The organism is Myxosarcina sp. GI1(2024) (assembly GCF_053543375.1).
This window is the reverse complement of sequence record NZ_JBKGTY010000003.1, coordinates 426,632-443,858: the sequence shown is the minus strand read 5'-3', so window position 1 is coordinate 443,858 and position 17,227 is coordinate 426,632. Positions and strand designations below refer to the sequence as shown.

Genomic DNA, 17,227 nt, shown 5'->3' with positions numbered 1-17,227 from the left:
TTGAGTTCTCAGGATTGCCTCAGAACTCGATAAACAACTATATTGATGCCGACTAAACGTATGAGTTTAATAAATACGCCCCATTTAATTTCAATTCAAGTGAGTTTACCTATAAATTTAGGGATAGAAGATGCTCTTAATCCAATGGATCGTCCTTGGTCAACTGGATTTTTTAAGAAGCCGATTGAGGGTGCTGTATGGCTAGGAAAAACGAATTTAGATGGTGATGGACAAGCTGATTTATATCATCATGGCGGACTCGAAAAGGCAGTGCTTGCTTATGCAGCCGAGCATTATCATAAGTGGCAACGGCGATTAATGCGTTCAGAGTTAACATGGGGAGCATTTGGAGAGAATTTTACTATCGTTGGACAAACGGAGTTGTCGGTCTGCATCGGCGATATTTATAAAGTTGGCGATGCTCTAATTCAAGTCTCTCAGCCCCGTCAGCCTTGCTGGAAATTGTCGCGACGGTGGCGTATTAAAGATCTGGCATTGCAGGTGCAGCGAACAGGTTGGACAGGCTGGTATTTTCGTGTTTTACAGGAAGGATTTGTAGCACCCAAGCAGCCCGTTATTTTGGTTGAGTGTCCCTATCCCCAATGGACGATCGCGCGTGCTAATGAAATTATGCACCAGCATCTTAACGAACGCAAATTAGCTGCCGAGCTAGCCGATTGCCCATTACTAGCTCCAAATTGGCAACGAACCTTAGTGAATCGCGCTAGTAGAGGCATCAACCCAGATCCTAAACCTCGGCTTGTTGGAGCAAATGAACAGCTATGAATTATAGATTTGAATTGTATTAACAACATCATGCCTAAATCCAACTTTGATTTTTTGACTGAAACTGATCCCGTAATCGCCGAGTTGATTCAGTGCGAGCTTCAACGACAACAAAATCATCTAGAACTCATCGCCAGTGAAAACTTCACATCGCCTGCTGTATTGGCAGCGCAAGGATCGGTGCTCACCAATAAATATGCTGAGGGGCTTCCAGTTAGACGCTATTACGGAGGATGTGAATTCATCGATCGAATTGAGCAGTTAGCAATTGACCGCGCCAAACAGCTCTTCAATGCAGCATACGTGAATGTTCAACCGCATTCTGGTTCACAAGCCAATTTTGCGGTTTTCTCAGCTTTATTGAAACCAGGAGACACTATTCTCAGTCTCGATCTTTCTCACGGTGGACATCTTACCCACGGTTCTCCCGTCAATCTTTCAGGGCAATTGTTTTACACCGTTCATTATGGTGTTCATCCTGAAAAAGAAATGTTGGATTATGAGCAGATTCGTAAACTTGCTCATCAGCACAGACCACAATTGATTATTTGTGGTTATACTGCCTATCCTCGCAAAATTGACTTTGAGAAGTTTCAAGCGATCGCCAATGAAGTTAATGCCTACTTGCTGGCCGACATGTCCCATATTGCTGGATTGGTTGCCACGGGCTATCATCCTAGTCCAGTCCCCTATTGTGATGTTGTGACGACAACCACCCATAAAACCCTGCGAGGTCCCAGAGGGGGGCTCATTCTCAGTCGTGATTCAGAGTTGGGTAAACAACTGGATAGAGCCGTATTCCCAGGTACTCAAGGAGGTCCGTTAGAGCACGTCATTGCGGGAAAGGCAGTCGCTCTAGGTGAAGTCTTACAGCCAGCTTTCAAAGACTATGTTCAGCAAGTGATTACTAATGCTCAAGTCCTAGCCGCTCAACTTCAACTACAAGGAATCAGAATAGTGAGTGGTGGAACTGACAATCACCTCCTGCTCATTGACTTGCGTTCACTCGGACTCACAGGAAAGCAAGCCGATCAAAAACTGAGTGACATCGCTATAACTGCAAACAAAAATACTGTCCCTTTTGACACCCAACCCCCGTGGATTACAAGTGGGATTCGACTTGGATCTCCTGCGCTCACGACTCGTGGCATGGGAAGTGTCGAATTCGCAGAAATTGGGGAGATTATCAGTGCTTGCCTCTTAGATTCAAGTAATACTGTACTCAAAGAGCAGTGTCGTCAGCGCGTTGCGCAACTGTGTGAAGCTTTTCCACTTTATCCCCATCTCAATCAGAAACCGTCAACGCTTGTCTCAAGTGCTTGTTAATCAATTTTTACTGTCTATGAACGCTGTACTCATTCTTGATTTAGTTGGAACATTTGCCTTTGCAGCGGTAGGAGTAATTGCTGGATTACATAAAGGTGTAGATATTTTAGGTGCGTTTCTTATCGGCTGCGTAACGGGTCTTGGCGGAGGAATTATTCGAGATTTGATTCTAGAGCTCCCAGTTTCAGCCTTTCACAACTCTTGGTATTTGCCCGTTGTTTTTCTGGCAATAATATTGACCTTTCTATTCCCAAAACCTTTTATTTCGAACTACCAAGTTCTCATCGTTCTAGATGCATTAGGATTAGGAATTTTTGCTGTAATCGGAACTGAAAAAGCAATTCAAAGTGGGATAACGTTGGCAGGAACATTGGTTTTAGGAATGATTAGCGCAGCAGGGGGCGGGATGTTGAAGGACATACTGTTAGGAGAGATGCCGTCAGTGCTATGTAAGGAGGTTTACATGACAAGTGCCTTAGCTGGTTCAAGTGTATTTTATTTGCTCCATTCGTTACTACCGCTTGATCTTGATTTCTTGTTCAGTGCCTTAATCACGCTCTTTTTACGGCTCGTTTCTCTAAAGAATGGATTGAACTTACCATTTAAGTTTTTACAATAAGATAGAACCGATATTCCGCAGACATAAAATGGCGACTGAACAATTAATTTGAGAGACAAAAAGACAATTATCAAATGAACAAAAATAGAAGAAGAAGTTGACGATATTTATCTTGTAATGACACCAGTGAACAGCGCAATAATTACATTAAGAGAAAAAATCATCAGTGGAAGCTTTCTAAGTATTCTGAATAACTCCTTTGAGTGGAATAAAGGAAGCGTTATAGTTAGTTCTGCTCCAGTAGAAGCCAATAATGAAAAAATGATCGTTATTACGACTCCGTACGCTTCTGTTATGAGTTGGCTTTTCCAACAACTTGAAGAGACTATGTATGCTCTTCAGAATCCTCAGAAAGAAGATTTTTACAAGAAGTTTGCCATTTTCATAAAAAGATATCTTGGCGAAGTTGATACTAATGATATTCATCTGTGTGACTTTCTGCTCAATCTGACTAAGAAAGCTGAGGATATTTTAGACGAGTTTTATGTTGAAGTTTTTGTCTACGGTACTCTCATGTCTGGAGAATCTAATCATTCTATAATGAGGAATGCTGAATTTTTAGGAGAGGATATTGTCGAAGGAGCTCAACTTTTTCATCTAGGGACTCATCCCATGCTAGTTCGAGGGGAGGGTATAGTTGGCGGTGAATGCTACCGCATTTCCCTTAAAACTTTGGAAACGCTAGACAGGCTGGAAGGTCATCCTGAATATTATCATAGAAAACAAACCTGTCTAAAGAGTGGACGTCAAATGTACGTGTATCAAGGAATGATTGAACAGGTTCGAGGGTATCCACATATCTTTTCTGGTCAGTGGAGTGAAGTATCTCGCAGTAAAACTAGGTTTAGCGTGAGCTCTGAAGAAGATTTTGTGTCTTCAGATACCTACGACCTAATCTTGCGCTTGCGTAGATTGAACGTCAAGATCCATGCTGAGAATGGAAATCTACGCTGTGAGGGTCCTCATGGAGCTTTATCAGCTACTCTTCGAGCAGAAATATCTCAACAAAAAAAGGAGCTACTGATGCTGCTACGCAGAAATAATTCTATTAGAGGGGTTTGAGTAGCAACTGATATCGCTATTTCCCTTGGATTTTAACCACAGCGCAAAACCATCTAAATCGCAGAAATAGTTTCTAATCGTATAAGCACTTCGTTCTGATTCGGTTAGAAACTGCTCGAAACTGTCTCGATGGAAAATTGAGAGGGCATTTGAGAAATCAAAGATAGGCTTTAGGATAGCAACGGAGAAATTTTGGTCGGTAAGGAAAATTAAAGTGCTGAAACCCTTATAAATAAAAAATTTTGATTTTCGGGGTAGAATTACATAGCGATCGCGTACAAAAAAATGAGCATTCTTCAGTTAGTGTCCCACTTTTGGGACAGTTTTTTCTGAAACTGTTGCCACATGGTTATCACAGACTTGAATAAATTGAATATTCAACCATTAAAAATGGGACAGTTACTATCCAAAAATCTTTTAGCGACCAAAATTTCTCTTCTGCTATACAGACACCAGATACGGCGATCGCTCCTCTACAAGTACAGACTACTACTCTGGTCTGGTCGAACATGGAGATAACGGGACGTAATAGCAACACTGCTATGACCTAAAGTCTCTTTAACTAATGAGATCGGCGCACCTTTTTCTAGAGAATTAGTAGCATGGCAATGTCTGAGGGTATGAGACGAGACAGGTTTATCAATGCCTACCTCCTTCGAGATCGCCTTAATCAACTGAGTTACAGACTCTCTTCTCAACTTAGATTTAGTTCTAGCTGAGATAAACATATAGTCATCTCGTTTACTCAAGCGAGGCTTAAAGTCTTTCAACTCAGCAACTATTTTGGCTGGTAGTCTAACAATTCTGGTTTTACTGCCCTTACCAAACACATTGAGATATTCCCCGTTCAAATCTTTCCAGGTCAGATTAATTAATTCACTTACTCGCAAGCCAGCATAGTAAAACAGGTTCAGGATTAACCGATTGCGATCGCTAGTGTTGGCATTGAGCAGAGCGTATAGTTCATCTCGGTCTAAAATTCGTTCTGAGAGCTTGTCTTTAGCCATCGGAGGTTTGACAGAAGCACCCACATTAAAGTTGATTAACCCGCATTTGCTGGCGAAACTAAGAAGAGACTTAGCAGCACTGATATACGTCCGACGGCTAGAATCAGATAATTCTTCAGCTTCTAGGCGATCGCAGAATAGTTGAATATCCTCTAAAGTAAGCCAAGCTAAAGGTTTATTGTCTGTGGCTTCATTTAATCTCACAATAGTTCTGTGGTATAACTCCCGTGTGTGTGAGGATTTACCGTGTAACCACAATTGTTCTATCTTTTCATTAGTAGGAGTATCGGCGGTGATTCTGTGGCTTGGAAGTGGCGATAGTTTAGACGTAGAGTACATAGAGCGTAATTCTCACATTAGAACAGTTATGTGCGATCAATCGGGTTTTTAAAAACTACTGGAGCTTGCTTGCCATCCAGAAAAAGCCAGCAATACCACCTAAAATACTGACAACCAAGCTTCCGCCGATAACACGGTTAAAAAACTCTTGGTTGCTAATCCTCTTTTCTAATTGGTCGCTCTTGGTGTCGATTGCCTCCTTTTGCCCCGATACCTTTTCGTCTAGTGTCTTAATTTGTCCTGACAATTTCTCATCGACATTTTTAATTTCTCCCGACAACTTTTGGTCTAAGGTTTCGATCTGTCCTCCCAGTCTTTCGTCAACCGCCTCAATCTTCCCTTCGATCTTGGCTTGACCCACTTCTAACCTGCCCAGGCGATCGTTTATACCTCTTAATTCCTGCCTAACTTCGCTTAGTATTTCTGCTATGTCAGTTTGAACAACTGGATTAGTCATTGCTATACTCCTAATAGTATTGATTTGATTAGAACATCCCTTCATGATTGGTAGTCGGTGGGGATGTTCTCATTTTATGACCCAAGCTCGGTTTTTAGATAGTCCGAAATGATAGCGGTTAAAGTAGTTCCCCTCAATCTAGATTCTGCTACCCACTTCTGTCTGAGTCTTCTAGGCACTTTAATACTCAAATTTACCAGATCTTCCGATACTACTTTCTGGTTTTCTGGTTCTCTGGTTTTAATGTTTTCTCGCCTGCCAGATTTATTGCTTTCAACATTACCAGTTTTACTGTTTTGTTCTTTGATGGTTTTATTACTTTCTGGTTTTGTTACTTTTTGGTTTTCTGGTTCGCTGTTTTGACTTTTGCGTTTGACGATTTCGCTGTACTTACCCATTAATTATTTCCTCTACTTCTTTACCTAAAACTTTGTAATCTTCCCAAGCTACCCTTGTCTTATCTCTTAGATCTCTGATCGGAATGCCTGCGATCGCAGCTTTACCGAAACCCGATGTCCGCCGAATCGTGGTATTAAAAACTGGAACACCGCCAGAAATTAGATCGTCTTTCATCTGTTCCCCTTCCTTGCTTGGGTAGGGAGGAACGACGCAGATTAACACTCGATAGTTAGAACTACTAGGTAAATCATTCGCAGTAGCTAACATCGGCTGGAGGCTTACTACGTCGGGGATAGTCGGTAGAATTAATAGATCGCAGCCGTCGGCTAACTCCTGTAGATCGTCGCTTTTCGGTCTAGCTGGCGTATCCACAATGACATAATCGCTGCCAGGAATGAGCTTAATCGCTTTTCGCTCGTCTTCCACTGTGAAAGGTAGATTGCCTCTTTTAGACCATTCGATTGATGTCCGATTTGGGTCTGAATCTATTAGTAATGTCTTCCCGCGATCGCTGAAGTAAGTAGCTAGATGTATGGCTGTGGTTGACTTTCCGCAACCCCCCTTATATCCAGTGACGGTAATTAATTTCATGTTTTCTCCCTTTACAGAAAACCAGATAACAATATAACCTGCTTTCTGCACGGCTGGTTAAACTAAATTGTTAAGTTGTTTATCTGTATTTAGGATTAGCTTCTTTGAGCGTATGGAAGTAGAGGGCATCACTTCTAGCTATTCTATATGTAGATTATCATAGTCTTTTACTAAGCAAAAGACTCTTTACATTACTTTTAAAGCGCGAGCAAAAACTTATACATTACTATTACTTATTGGTACTTTACCAAGTCAATTACTTTTAATACAATACTAAGTAAGGTCTATAGTAAAATACTCACTTTGGCTACCAACAAAAAAGCGATCTCAGCTTACCTAGCATCTGATCTTGAAGAGTACTTGACTGAGTACTGTATTGAGTACGATATTACCCGTAAAGATAAATCGGGAGAAATCAAACCCGCATTAGGAACAGCAGTAGTAGAGATACTTAGAATATTTTTTAGTAGCGAGAATATCCTTAGTCCATTACCAGATAATGTACCTTTACTTCCAAGTAATGTAGTCACCGAAGATAGACTATCAGAAGCATTATCAGAGTTCAAAAAAACTAGCAAGCTAGTAGATACTGTACCCAGTAATGTACTTACTAAAGATGACCTTGATAAACGGGTTGAGGCTGTAATCAATGAAACTATACCAAAAGCGATCGCAGTTTTGAAAAGTGATGAGGATTTTTTAAAGGCGATTGCGCTCCGCGCACGCGATAGCATCGCCAATTCCGTTGTTCAAAAAACATCTACAGTAGCTACAGGTAAAGAGAATTACCCCAACGAAAAAGCTACAGAACAAACGGAAACTGAAGAAGATGAAGACGAAATCATTACTCAAATAGATAAAGCTTCTTCTTCTCCTATCTTTGAGGAAATAGAAGCAGAAAAGTCTACAGAACCTACACAATCCGCTTCATTAACTGATGCTGAATTAGCCAAGCAATTAGGCATGAGTAAATCTACTATTTATCGCTACCGTACAGGAAAATCCAAACAAAGCCAAGGTTATCAACAAGTAATGAACGATTGGAAACCAGTTGGCGATCGCTGGTATAAACAAGAAGAATAAATCATGGGACAACAAACAAACTATTATATTGTCTTAAAGATAATGATTTATTCGAGCGAAAATAAATGTAAGATAGATTACATTGGGTAAGCGGTGAAGCTATAAAGCTGATGTTTCATCGCCTTGAGCTATCTACTCTCTTCCAAAGATTGGTTGAATATTTGATAGCTAAATGTAGCTCGAACTAGAATTAGGTATCGATCTCAATCTTTAGCAGAGTGCAGTCATGGTAGATAAAATTGCCTTCCAGAGTATTGGTGGAGTCGAAGGAATTTATTTGCCCTCAAAAGAGAATCCTAAATATGGAACACTACTTACTGACTATGGAATTTTTACCACAGAGACATCTAAACAAGTAAGAAGAACATTTCCTAGATTTGCAGGTCATCCTATATCTGAAGCTAATGGCGAGACACGATTAAAATTTTTGACTTGGGTTAAAGGTACTGAAAATAGTCCCTTCTACAGCCTCGATCTACGCTCGATACACAATAGCTTTCCTGAATGGATTGAAGGCAGCAACTGGTTCTATCTTCAAGGAATAGTTCGCGAACGTACTCCCGATCTGGTTAGCCTAAGAATGCAGCGTAATTATTGGCAAAATTATACCTCTGAAGCGATCGCCTCTTCGATTAACTATCTCAAGATTAAAAATTGCCCTAGTTCAGTAAGAGCGTCGCAATTTTGGCTCTTTACGGTCTGTTTTCGTGATGGCTTCCTATACTGTTTAACTGGCGAGAGATTAGCCGATGCCATCACCACGAAAAAGATTTTAAAATCTTGGCATACCGATCCCATACATGCCGACAATTATGAAGAATTATTAAAACGTTAGCAATAATTGTGGCGGTTTCCATCTCTGCTTTGATTCGGATAAGGTTATTTGTACCCCAATGCAGATAAGGAATAGAAGCGTCGATAACTCAGTGTGATTGTCTTGCTAAAAAAGTTAAAGGTAGATGGAGAATCGAGTACTTAAACTCAACAATTAGATCGATTCCGCATCTGAAGTTAAAATATGGTGAGTAATTAAATATTTAGGACGGACGCTGGTCCGATACCTCAAAGCAGTGAGAATATTGTTTGCCGACGATACCACTGAATTGAGTCAATTTCTGTTGGATGGATACCCGTCCTACTGATAATTGTACCGCGTTTGTCTGTAATCCTCAACTTTTAGATCCTGGATACAGACCGTACAAAACAAAGCAATAACCCTCAAATCCCACTAAGTCAAGAACCAAGCCGAGTTTTCGACCATCACTTAACTGAATGGCGATCTAGTTCAGTTGACCCAAAATTAATAACTCTTAACCTAATTTCCCTATTGGGGTTTACTATTTACGAGTACCTCCTCTACGGACTCCCAGACTCGGAACGCCGTAATGACGGAAGGTTAAGGGATAAATGGTTAAATCGCTATGCTCCCTTACTCGATGGGGGCTGGTGGGTATCGGGGCTTGACCCCTTAAATAATTGGCTGCCGATGATTTGGGGCAGATACAAGCCCGATAATTCCAGGATTATTGGCAGTAAAAGTAAGCCGATTAAATATGAGTCTCCTCCAAAAGTTGCTAACAGAGTCACCTATTTCAATGTTCCCCAACATATCTGGTCAAGGGTAGCCCAACGCTATGGCATTAAACTTTACCACTCACCATTAGCTCGACGTTTAACTGCCAGAACCAAACCCCTCTGCTTCTGGGAGTGGGTACGTGCCAATTCTCAAATTCCAATTATTCTGACCGAAGGAGAAAAAAAAGCAGCTTGTTTGCTTTCAATGGGCTTTGTGGCGATCGCCCTCCCTGGAATTTGGAATGGTCGGGTAGGTAAGAAAGAACGGGAAAGACTACATCCTGACTTAGTGCCAATGGCTCAAGCAGGACGTAAATTTATCATCCTCTTCGACTACGAAACCAAACCTAAAACTCGCTATGCTGTCTATCAAGCTACTCTTCGCACGGGTAAGGCAATTGAGGCTGCTGGTTGTGAGTGTGAAGTAGCAATCTTACCAGGACCAGAAAAAGGCGTTGATGATTTTGTAACTGCTCGTGGGTCAGAAGCGGAAGCACTTTTGAGCGCGATTATCGATGACGCACATAGCTTAAAAGATTACCGTCGAATTTGTTTTCCTAAGAAGCGAGGACTCAGTAATAAGTATCCCCCTAATGTCAAACTCAATACTCGCTTTTTAAGTAACGCGGTAAGTTTACCAACAATGGGGCTGGTAGTTCTCTGGAGTGGTATGGGGACGGGTAAAACCGAACTAATGGCGAAGTTTCGCGAGCTTTACCCACAAATGCGCTTCCTCAATCTCGGTCATCGGGTAAATCTGCTTAAAAACCTTTCCAAGCGGTTAAATACGGAGATGTATTCTGCCATTTCTCAAGGAGATTTAGCCAAAGCTGTTGGACTTTCGATTACGGTAGATAGCTTACACAAGCTACAGACCCAGCTTAATGAGTACGGCTGCATTTTTATCGATGAAGCCTGTCAGTATTTAGCCCACCTGCTTCATAGTAAAACCTGTAGAGAACATCGGGCAGAAATTTTAGAAGTTTTAGAATTTCTGCTCCGCAAGGCTAAATTAGTGGTGCTAGCAGATGCCCACATGGATGATGTGACGCTCGATTTCTTCCGTGCTATGCGTCCATGTGGGGAAGTTCCTTTTATTATTAAGAATGATTATAAGCAAACTGGCAGAACGGTTTATCTCTACGAAGGTGACGATAGCAGTGCCTTAGTCTCTAAAATATTTACGGTTCTGTTGCAAAAAATCCGAACAGAGAGAATATACCTGTGATTAACTAATTTTTTAGACAGCGATCCCAAACAGAGAATAGACAAAATTTCTTTGTCCCAAGATGTCACCTTTAGCGATATTTTTTATTTGCCCTTTGCGAATCACATTCATGATTTCATACCCTTTTAATGTCCGCCATGCTGAGTGGAAATGTTGAAAGTATAATTTATACTTAGCCTGCTTTTTCGGAAATCTATGGTCTTGCTCGATGATATTATTAAGATATTTGTTCTGTCTCAATTCACACTCACTAGAGATAATTTCTTCCGTTTGAAGTTCTTCAACTGCTGCGGGATAAGCAGGATTTTGGTCTACGTTAATAACTCTTGGCTGCTTATTATGTCTCGATTTCAGGGCTTTCTTCAAGAATCTTTTAGCAGCTTGTTTATCTCTCCTGGCACTAAACATAAACTCTATGGTAATACCATTGCTGTCAACTGCTCTATATAGATATTTCCATTTTCCTTTGACCTTGAGATAAGTTTGATCTACTCGCCAAGAGTCATTAGTTGAGATGAGATGCTTTCTGGCTCTTCTTTCTATTTGTGGTGCATAAATCATCACCCATCGGTAAATCGTGGTGTGGTCTACAGATAGTCCTCGCTCTTGCATGATTTCTGCTAAATCACGATAACTCAAACCATAGCGGAGATACCACCTCACACAAAGTAAAATTATTTCTCCTTGAAAATGTTTCCACTTAAATGGTTGCTTTGAGTTCATCTGGTCTAGTAGTTATTTACGTTTGTTAAATACTACAAGTTTGTCTTAAGTTTTTGCAACATTACCTACCGTTTCGACCTATTAAGTAAGAGTTACTAGAGGATTTCTTCGTTCCAAATAACCTGTTGATATGAACCTTTAGAGTGTGTCTATATACCGACTGTGGCTAGTGTTGTATTTCTTAAAAAACAACTTAAGAAATAACCTTTGTTACAGTTTCACCTTTTTGGTTGCAGCTTCTCAGTTCTGTTTAGCTGCCTCGTGATAACGATACTTGCGACTTTTACCTATCTACCGACTACAGTTAGTGTTGTATTACTTAACCGGTAATTAAGTAATAACTTTCGCGTAGTTTTACCTTTTGGTTACAGCTTGTCAGTACTGATTTAGCTGTTTTGTGGTAACGATAGTTACGGTACTTTGAGCGAACGCTCTACTCATGGGTTTCTTGCTAGAGGATGATTGGCTCAGACTACCGTTCAGAGCCCCGTTTAACCCCGCTTTACCGATTGATGACCAGTCACTACAGTAGGGGTTATGCTTTCACTCCCAACACCGAGAGGGTAGGGCTTGAACTGTTATGCTTTTATTAATATTTAGCAGCCTTGTTACAGGTTGTTCTCACCTACACAGGTTATTTAGTTGTCATGGTTCAATTTGGATGGTTAAGTTTTGTCAATTTCTTGACATAACTCAATTTTCCATCTTTTTTACCAAGCTAGTATCACGTACTTTCCAGTACTTTTGTACTAAACGAGTCGCACTGTATTTGTCATATCACAAAGTTTATGAGCTAGCTTGAACTGGTAATCCTTGCGTTTGAAAGCAATATGATTATGTAGCCACTCTACCTTTTTTCTAGCTTTCTCGTAATTCGCCGAACGCCTTTGTTTCTTCGACAGTCTGTGCTGTAGTACTTTCAACCGACGATGCAAACTTTTGAAGAACTTGCGTCTAGGCTCGACAAAACCATCGCTGGTAGAAACGTAAGAATAACAGCCCGACATCTATTCCAATGCAGTGACCGTGAGGTACTGGGTCGGGGATAGATATATCCGATTCTTTAGCAATCACCGCCAACCAACCTATAGCTTTCTTGAGAACTCGTACCTGCTTGACCGCAAACCCTTCAGGTATAGGTCGATGTAAGTTGATTGATACGCTACCTAATTTTGGTAGTTTCACGTGGAAGTCTCTCAAAGGATTAGTTTTGAACTGTGGAAACAACAAAGATTTCATTTGCCCAAACTTTTTGAATCTGGGAAATCCATACCCCCGATTACGAAAAAAATCCCAGGCATCGTGCAGTCTTCTAATATTCGTCTGAAGAACCTGAGAAGGTACTGTTTTGAGCCTGGGATACTCTTTTTTTGCTTTGGGAAGATTGTTTTGCTGTTGGTGGTAGCTTGGAAAAGGGTAATCGGCTGCCATACGCCGCAGATTAATTGGTTTAAAGTCTAATTAGCTGGTTCGCTGTCGAGGGTTAAGTGAAAATTGAAACTATCGACAATCGACGATCGACTATTAATTATTTGCAAAGTAGAATAAGTTATGCTGAAGCTGCCGATTATCAATAACAGTGAAGTTGCGCGATTAGTTAAAACTGATTACCAACTGCACGATCTACAAGCGATTGCCTCCTTATTAAATCATAGAAAGACTTTACAATTTCCCGCCTTAGAAAACGGTCTATTTCCCGCCGCGATCGTAGCAGATTCCACAGAATATACGGGATACACTGCGGTGTGGGTGCGAGATAATGTTTACGTTGCCTATTCCTGCTACCTTTCAGGAGAAATTGACGTTGCGGTTAAAAATGTTCGCTGCTTGATAGAATACGTCAAAGAACATCGATTTCGTTGGCAACAGATTATCGATCGCCAAGTAAATCCAGATAACGTAATGCAGCGTCCTCACGTACGATTTAATGGCAGAGATTTAACCGAAATCGACCAGCAGTGGCAACACGCACAAAATGATGCTTGGGGTTATTTTTTATGGTTCTACTGTAAGTTAATTAGCGATCGCGTCTTAGAACCCAGTCCAGAAGAAATAGAAATCTTAATTCTGTTGCCGCTATATTTTCAAGCCATCGCCTACTGGGAAGATGAAGATAGCGGACATTGGGAAGAAGATCGCAAGGTGTCAGCTTCTAGTATTAGTGTAGTAGTGGCAAGTTTGCAGGTTTTTAGAGATTTACTTAAAGAGCGTGCTTGCCTGTTGTCCCACTGCCGTTATCGAGAGCGTCCAGTTGCGATCGCACTTTTAGATAAGTTAATCGAACGAGGCTGGAATGCTTTGCAGAAAATTCTCCCGTCTGAGTGTATTCAGCCAGAGAAACCAAGACGTTATGATGCTGCCTTATTGTTTGCAATTTATCCTCTAGGAATTCTAACTGACGATTTGAGTGATCGCATTATTCAGGACGTAACTGAGAATTTGCAGGGTGAATACGGTATTTCTCGCTATTTATACGATTCATTTTGGTGTCGCGATTATCAACAGATTCCTGAAAGTATCCGCACTAGCATCTCTACGGAACGGGAACAGTGGATGAAAGAACGGGGACGCACTCTACAAGAAGGTGAAGAAGCACAATGGTGTATTTTCGATCCGATTATCTCGGCTATATTTGGGGTGAGATTTCAACAGACTTTAAAGTCAGAGTTCTTAACAAAACAAACTTTTTATTTAAATCGCTCTTTGGGTCAACTAACTGCTAAAGACTTTAGTCTCGGTGGATGTAAATGTCCAGAGCTTTATTATTTAAAGCAAAATCGCTACGTTCCTAACGATGCTACACCGTTGTTATGGACTCAGGCAAATCTGCGTACGGCAATGAAGATGATGGAACGAAGTTTGAGATTTAAAGAGCGCGATTTTAGAATCTTGATTTAAAACCCATATATTCAATTACTCAAGGTTGCTCCCTGACGATTTTAAGGCTTGATGGATACAATCTTTATTGGCAGAATGGGTGATAATTTTATAGCGATCGCCCGAGTAGCAAGCGATCGCGCCTATTAATAATACTCAGTTATTGCGGTGGTTGCTGAGTAATTCGCTGTAAAATTTCGACAATTTCACCCTGACGGCGGGATAGTTCGTCTTGCCGTTGGTCTACTTCTGCTAAACGACCATAAAAACCAGCTTGTGCAGAAGCTAAGTCAGCCATTGTTTGATATAGTCTAGCGCGATCGCGATTGAGTTCTCGTTCTACTTGTTTTCTCTCGTTGCTGAAAGCTTCAATCGACTTACCATTAGCATAAGCGACCGCTCTAGTTTCTTCTAATCTTTGAGCAATTGATTCGAGTAAGGCTTCAATTCTATCTAATCGGTTACTACTATTGTTACTAGTCATTGAATTGCATTAAATTTTTTCTGTAGTAATTTTAATTTATTGTCAATAAAAAGCGATCGCCAGAGTAGAGAGCGATCGCGCCTATTAACATTACTCAGTTATTGCGGTGGTTGCTGAGTAATTCGTTTTAAAATTTCAACAATTTCTCCCTGACGACGGGATAGCTCATCCTGTCGTCGATCTAACTCTTCTTGTCTAGCATACATATTACTTTGAAACTCAGCGTGGGTAGTTGCCATGTTTGCTTGTGCGCTAGCCAAGTTAGACATAGATTGATATAGTCTAGCGCGATCGCGATTGAGTTCTCGTTCTACTTGTTTTCTCTCGTTGCTGAAAGCTTCAATTGCTTTGGCATTAGAATTAATTCTATTGTCTAATTGTTCTAAGTTTTGGGTAAATCTTTCTTGGCTCTGAGCAATCGAATCAATTCGATCGTCCAACTGTTCTAGGTTTTCGGTAAACCTTTCCTGCCTTTGGGCAATTGATTCTAGCAAAGCTTCTATTCGGTCTAATCGGTTGCTGCTATTGCTGTTAGTCATTAATTTACATTACAAAAATATTTATAATTTAGAAAGTTTTATTTAATTGTAACTCTGTGTGCATTGGCGATCGCCCGATCGCCAAAAAATGAAAACTCTAGCAGAAATCGAGCAAATTTTAAGTCAATTAAAGCCAATAGTTGCCGAGAAATACCATGTAACCCAATTGGGAATATTTGGTTCTTATGTTCGTGGCGAACAAGATAAAAGTAGCGACGTAGACGTTTTAATTGACTACCAAGAAGCTCCTAGCCTATTAGAATTAATAGACTTAGAATTCTATTTAAGCGAACGTTTGGGCATTAAAACTGATGTAGTGACGAAAAAAGGGCTTAAACCTCGAATTAAAGAAAAAATCCTGGCTGAGGTTGTTTATGTATGACTTCCAGAAAGGCAGTTGACTCGTTACAAGATATTCTTGAAGCGATCGCCGCTATAGAAAGATTTACCACAGAGGTCGATTTTGAGCAACGCTCAATCGCAGCGCTGGATGTAAAATCCAGCGAACGATTGAGAGCTTTCATCAAAATGAAGAAAAAATATTTGCTGTAGAAAAAGCATTAGAAATCATTGGAGAGGCGGTTAAAAATATTCTCTTATCTGTCAGAACTGCTTATATGCGAGATAAACTAGCTCATCAATATTGGCGAATAGACGTAGAAGTAATATGGAAAGCTGTTACTAACGATCTACCAAAACTCAAATTAGCAATTTCAGAAATTATTGAAGATATGCAGATCTGAGTTATTGATACTATAAAATATTAAGCGATCGCTCTCTAGTCGGGCGATCGCTTACATTGTTATTTCAAATTTGGCCGATGTTTAATTTAGTCGGCGAAATATGAAATTCCATTTATATTTATAGTTACATCAGCACTGCTAACCACATCATTTTCATTTGTGATTGTATAGTTAAAAGTATCGCTATCAGTCTCACCGTCATTAAGTGCATCAAAACTATTGTTAGGATCGTATTCATAAGTTCCATCTTCATTGAGAGTTAATAAAGCTCCCGATTCTAGAGTGTAGGAACCAGCAGTAGTGACGGTTAAAGAACTACCTGTATCATTAGTCAAAACATTACCAGTAACAAGAGTATTTTCATCGGTAGTGTTTGAATCATCAACCGCAGCAGGAGGATTGAAGACCGCTTCTTGAGCACCCTTAGGAACAAAAAGTCCACCACTAGAAATTAGATCGAGTCCACCATGATTCGACTGAGAACTAGTATTTAAAGGAAAATCGGAAAGACCAACTAAATCATTGTCCGAATCAATATCACCAGGAAAGACAGAATAACCATAAATAGTTTGCTCGGCGGTAATTCCCAAGGCAGAAATTGAAACAAAAACGCCTTTAAGGTTTTGGCTAGGAACATTAGCTGTTATTTTTGGCTCGGTCCAGTCTGCCTGATTTTGAAAGACGGCGGTTTCCATGCTGATTCCCGAACTTCCCCAAGTCTCTTGAGAAACACTAACCAAATTTCCAAACTCAGTTGGATTGCCATTAGCATCAATTGCAGTAATAGCTGCAATTTTGAATGGATCGTTCCCGCCTCGTTCTAAAAGCAAAAATCCAGCATTATTAACGTAGGTAGGTTTGACGTTCAAGCCGCTGTTAATAATAAAATCAACTCTTTCAATATTATTGAAGTTTGGCGTACCATCATTTTCTCTGTTGGCAAAAACATTATCCGTTCCACCATTAATAAAATCACTTCTTACCGCTTCTTGCATCGTGGATATAGCAGAACTAGCTATAGAACCGTCAGAACCCTTTTCCAAAAAGTATATGTGTCTTTGACCACTGATAGATTCATTATCCTTTCTTTGAAACTCAACCCTATCTACAAGTTCAAAAATTTCATAGTCTTGCTCTCCAACAGTAAATCCATTCAGTTTAATATTGTTTCCAGTACCAAAATTTTTAGAACTACAACTATTTCCCTCACAAACATTCATAGATGAAGACGTAGCGTTTTCTGTTGTTGTATCCAACGAACTAATCCCTACTGGTTCGTTAGATCCTGCACCTACTGGACGAATAGACAAAGAGCTTGCTATTAATAGACTAAGAACACTAGTGGAAGAAATTTTCTTAAAATTAACTGAATTAAGCATTATAGAGATT

The 17,227-nt window shown here is 40.3% G+C and carries 19 protein-coding genes and 1 pseudogene; 11 read left to right on the top strand and 9 right to left on the bottom strand.

The window, feature by feature from the left end:
- Positions 1-45: 45 nt before the first annotated feature.
- From ACLFKQ_RS15720 to ACLFKQ_RS15705, 4 genes are all read left to right on the top strand, one after another.
- Positions 46-786 carry an MOSC domain-containing protein gene (locus ACLFKQ_RS15720; protein WP_449000730.1) on the top strand — a complete coding sequence of 247 codons (741 nt, stop codon included), beginning with the start codon at positions 46-48 and terminating at the stop codon, positions 784-786.
- 30 nt (positions 787-816) lie between these two features.
- Complete coding sequence (glyA, locus tag ACLFKQ_RS15715; protein ID WP_449000729.1) at positions 817-2,112, top strand: serine hydroxymethyltransferase; 1,296 nt, start codon at positions 817-819, stop codon at positions 2,110-2,112.
- 16 nt (positions 2,113-2,128) lie between these two features.
- On the top strand, positions 2,129-2,731 hold the full coding sequence (locus tag ACLFKQ_RS15710; protein ID WP_449000728.1) for a trimeric intracellular cation channel family protein: 603 nt from the start codon (positions 2,129-2,131) through the stop codon (positions 2,729-2,731).
- Between the two features lie 126 nt (positions 2,732-2,857).
- On the top strand, positions 2,858-3,793 hold the full coding sequence (locus ACLFKQ_RS15705) for a gamma-glutamylcyclotransferase (protein ID WP_449000727.1): 936 nt from the start codon (positions 2,858-2,860) through the stop codon (positions 3,791-3,793).
- A 473-nt stretch (positions 3,794-4,266) separates the two neighbouring features.
- On the opposite strand, the gene ACLFKQ_RS15700 is transcribed toward ACLFKQ_RS15705, so the two are convergent.
- The 4 genes from ACLFKQ_RS15700 to ACLFKQ_RS15685 all read right to left on the bottom strand — a co-directional run bounded on the left by ACLFKQ_RS15700 (position 4,267) and on the right by ACLFKQ_RS15685 (position 6,586).
- Complete coding sequence (locus tag ACLFKQ_RS15700) at positions 4,267-5,139, bottom strand: tyrosine-type recombinase/integrase (RefSeq protein ID WP_449000726.1); 873 nt, start codon at positions 5,137-5,139, stop codon at positions 4,267-4,269.
- A 55-nt stretch (positions 5,140-5,194) separates the two neighbouring features.
- A complete protein-coding gene (locus ACLFKQ_RS15695) occupies positions 5,195-5,596 on the bottom strand; it encodes a hypothetical protein (RefSeq protein ID WP_449000725.1) in 402 nt (133 codons plus the stop codon).
- Positions 5,597-5,670: 74 nt separating this feature from the next.
- A complete protein-coding gene (locus tag ACLFKQ_RS15690; RefSeq protein ID WP_449000724.1) occupies positions 5,671-5,994 on the bottom strand; it encodes a hypothetical protein in 324 nt (107 codons plus the stop codon).
- Positions 5,987-6,586, bottom strand: a complete 600-nt coding sequence (locus ACLFKQ_RS15685; RefSeq protein ID WP_449000723.1) for a ParA family protein — start codon at positions 6,584-6,586, stop codon at positions 5,987-5,989. Before ACLFKQ_RS15685 ends, ACLFKQ_RS15690 begins: the two co-directional genes overlap by 8 nt.
- 303 nt (positions 6,587-6,889) lie before the next feature.
- On the opposite strand from ACLFKQ_RS15685, the gene ACLFKQ_RS15680 reads away from it, so the two are divergent.
- The 3 genes from ACLFKQ_RS15680 to ACLFKQ_RS15670 all read left to right on the top strand — a co-directional run bounded on the left by ACLFKQ_RS15680 (position 6,890) and on the right by ACLFKQ_RS15670 (position 10,472).
- On the top strand, positions 6,890-7,669 hold the full coding sequence (locus ACLFKQ_RS15680) for a hypothetical protein (protein ID WP_449000722.1): 780 nt from the start codon (positions 6,890-6,892) through the stop codon (positions 7,667-7,669).
- A 226-nt stretch (positions 7,670-7,895) separates the two neighbouring features.
- Entirely contained in the window at positions 7,896-8,504 is a 609-nt protein-coding gene (locus ACLFKQ_RS15675) for a hypothetical protein (protein ID WP_449000721.1), read from the top strand.
- 492 nt (positions 8,505-8,996) lie between these two features.
- Complete coding sequence (locus tag ACLFKQ_RS15670) at positions 8,997-10,472, top strand: DUF3854 domain-containing protein (RefSeq protein WP_449000720.1); 1,476 nt, start codon at positions 8,997-8,999, stop codon at positions 10,470-10,472.
- A gap of 12 nt (positions 10,473-10,484) precedes the next feature.
- Here the strand turns inward: ACLFKQ_RS15670 and ACLFKQ_RS15665 are convergent, their stop codons facing one another.
- Both ACLFKQ_RS15665 and ACLFKQ_RS15660 read right to left on the bottom strand, forming a co-directional pair.
- A complete protein-coding gene (locus ACLFKQ_RS15665; RefSeq protein WP_448997902.1) occupies positions 10,485-11,195 on the bottom strand; it encodes an IS6 family transposase in 711 nt (236 codons plus the stop codon).
- 761 nt (positions 11,196-11,956) lie between these two features.
- Positions 11,957-12,626: pseudogene (locus ACLFKQ_RS15660) on the bottom strand (RNA-guided endonuclease InsQ/TnpB family protein); the annotation flags it as partial.
- 120 nt (positions 12,627-12,746) lie between these two features.
- Here ACLFKQ_RS15660 and ACLFKQ_RS15655 point away from each other — a divergent pair.
- Positions 12,747-14,093: a glycoside hydrolase family 15 protein gene (locus ACLFKQ_RS15655; protein ID WP_449000719.1), complete on the top strand. Its 1,347-nt coding sequence runs from the start codon at positions 12,747-12,749 to the stop codon at positions 14,091-14,093.
- Between the two features lie 139 nt (positions 14,094-14,232).
- Here ACLFKQ_RS15655 and ACLFKQ_RS15650 read toward each other — a convergent pair whose 3' ends face one another.
- Together ACLFKQ_RS15650 and ACLFKQ_RS15645 are read right to left on the bottom strand one after the other, a co-directional pair.
- The gene (locus tag ACLFKQ_RS15650; protein ID WP_449000718.1) at positions 14,233-14,556 is read right to left on the bottom strand and encodes a hypothetical protein; all 324 of its coding nucleotides are present in this window, start codon (positions 14,554-14,556) and stop codon (positions 14,233-14,235) included.
- Between the two features lie 98 nt (positions 14,557-14,654).
- Positions 14,655-15,095 (bottom strand): hypothetical protein, encoded by a 441-nt coding sequence (locus ACLFKQ_RS15645; RefSeq protein WP_449000717.1) that lies wholly within the window; start codon positions 15,093-15,095, stop codon positions 14,655-14,657.
- Between the two features lie 88 nt (positions 15,096-15,183).
- On the opposite strand from ACLFKQ_RS15645, the gene ACLFKQ_RS15640 reads away from it, so the two are divergent.
- From ACLFKQ_RS15640 to ACLFKQ_RS15630, 3 genes are all read left to right on the top strand, one after another.
- Complete coding sequence (locus ACLFKQ_RS15640) at positions 15,184-15,477, top strand: nucleotidyltransferase family protein (protein WP_449001045.1); 294 nt, start codon at positions 15,184-15,186, stop codon at positions 15,475-15,477.
- Positions 15,474-15,647 (top strand): hypothetical protein, encoded by a 174-nt coding sequence (locus ACLFKQ_RS15635; RefSeq protein WP_449000716.1) that lies wholly within the window; start codon positions 15,474-15,476, stop codon positions 15,645-15,647. Before ACLFKQ_RS15640 ends, ACLFKQ_RS15635 begins: the two co-directional genes overlap by 4 nt.
- 65 nt (positions 15,648-15,712) lie before the next feature.
- A complete protein-coding gene (locus ACLFKQ_RS15630) occupies positions 15,713-15,838 on the top strand; it encodes a HepT-like ribonuclease domain-containing protein (protein WP_449000715.1) in 126 nt (41 codons plus the stop codon).
- Positions 15,839-15,924: 86 nt separating this feature from the next.
- Here ACLFKQ_RS15630 and ACLFKQ_RS15625 read toward each other — a convergent pair whose 3' ends face one another.
- A complete protein-coding gene (locus ACLFKQ_RS15625; protein ID WP_449000714.1) occupies positions 15,925-17,217 on the bottom strand; it encodes an Ig-like domain-containing protein in 1,293 nt (430 codons plus the stop codon).
- Positions 17,218-17,227: the final 10 nt, after the last annotated feature.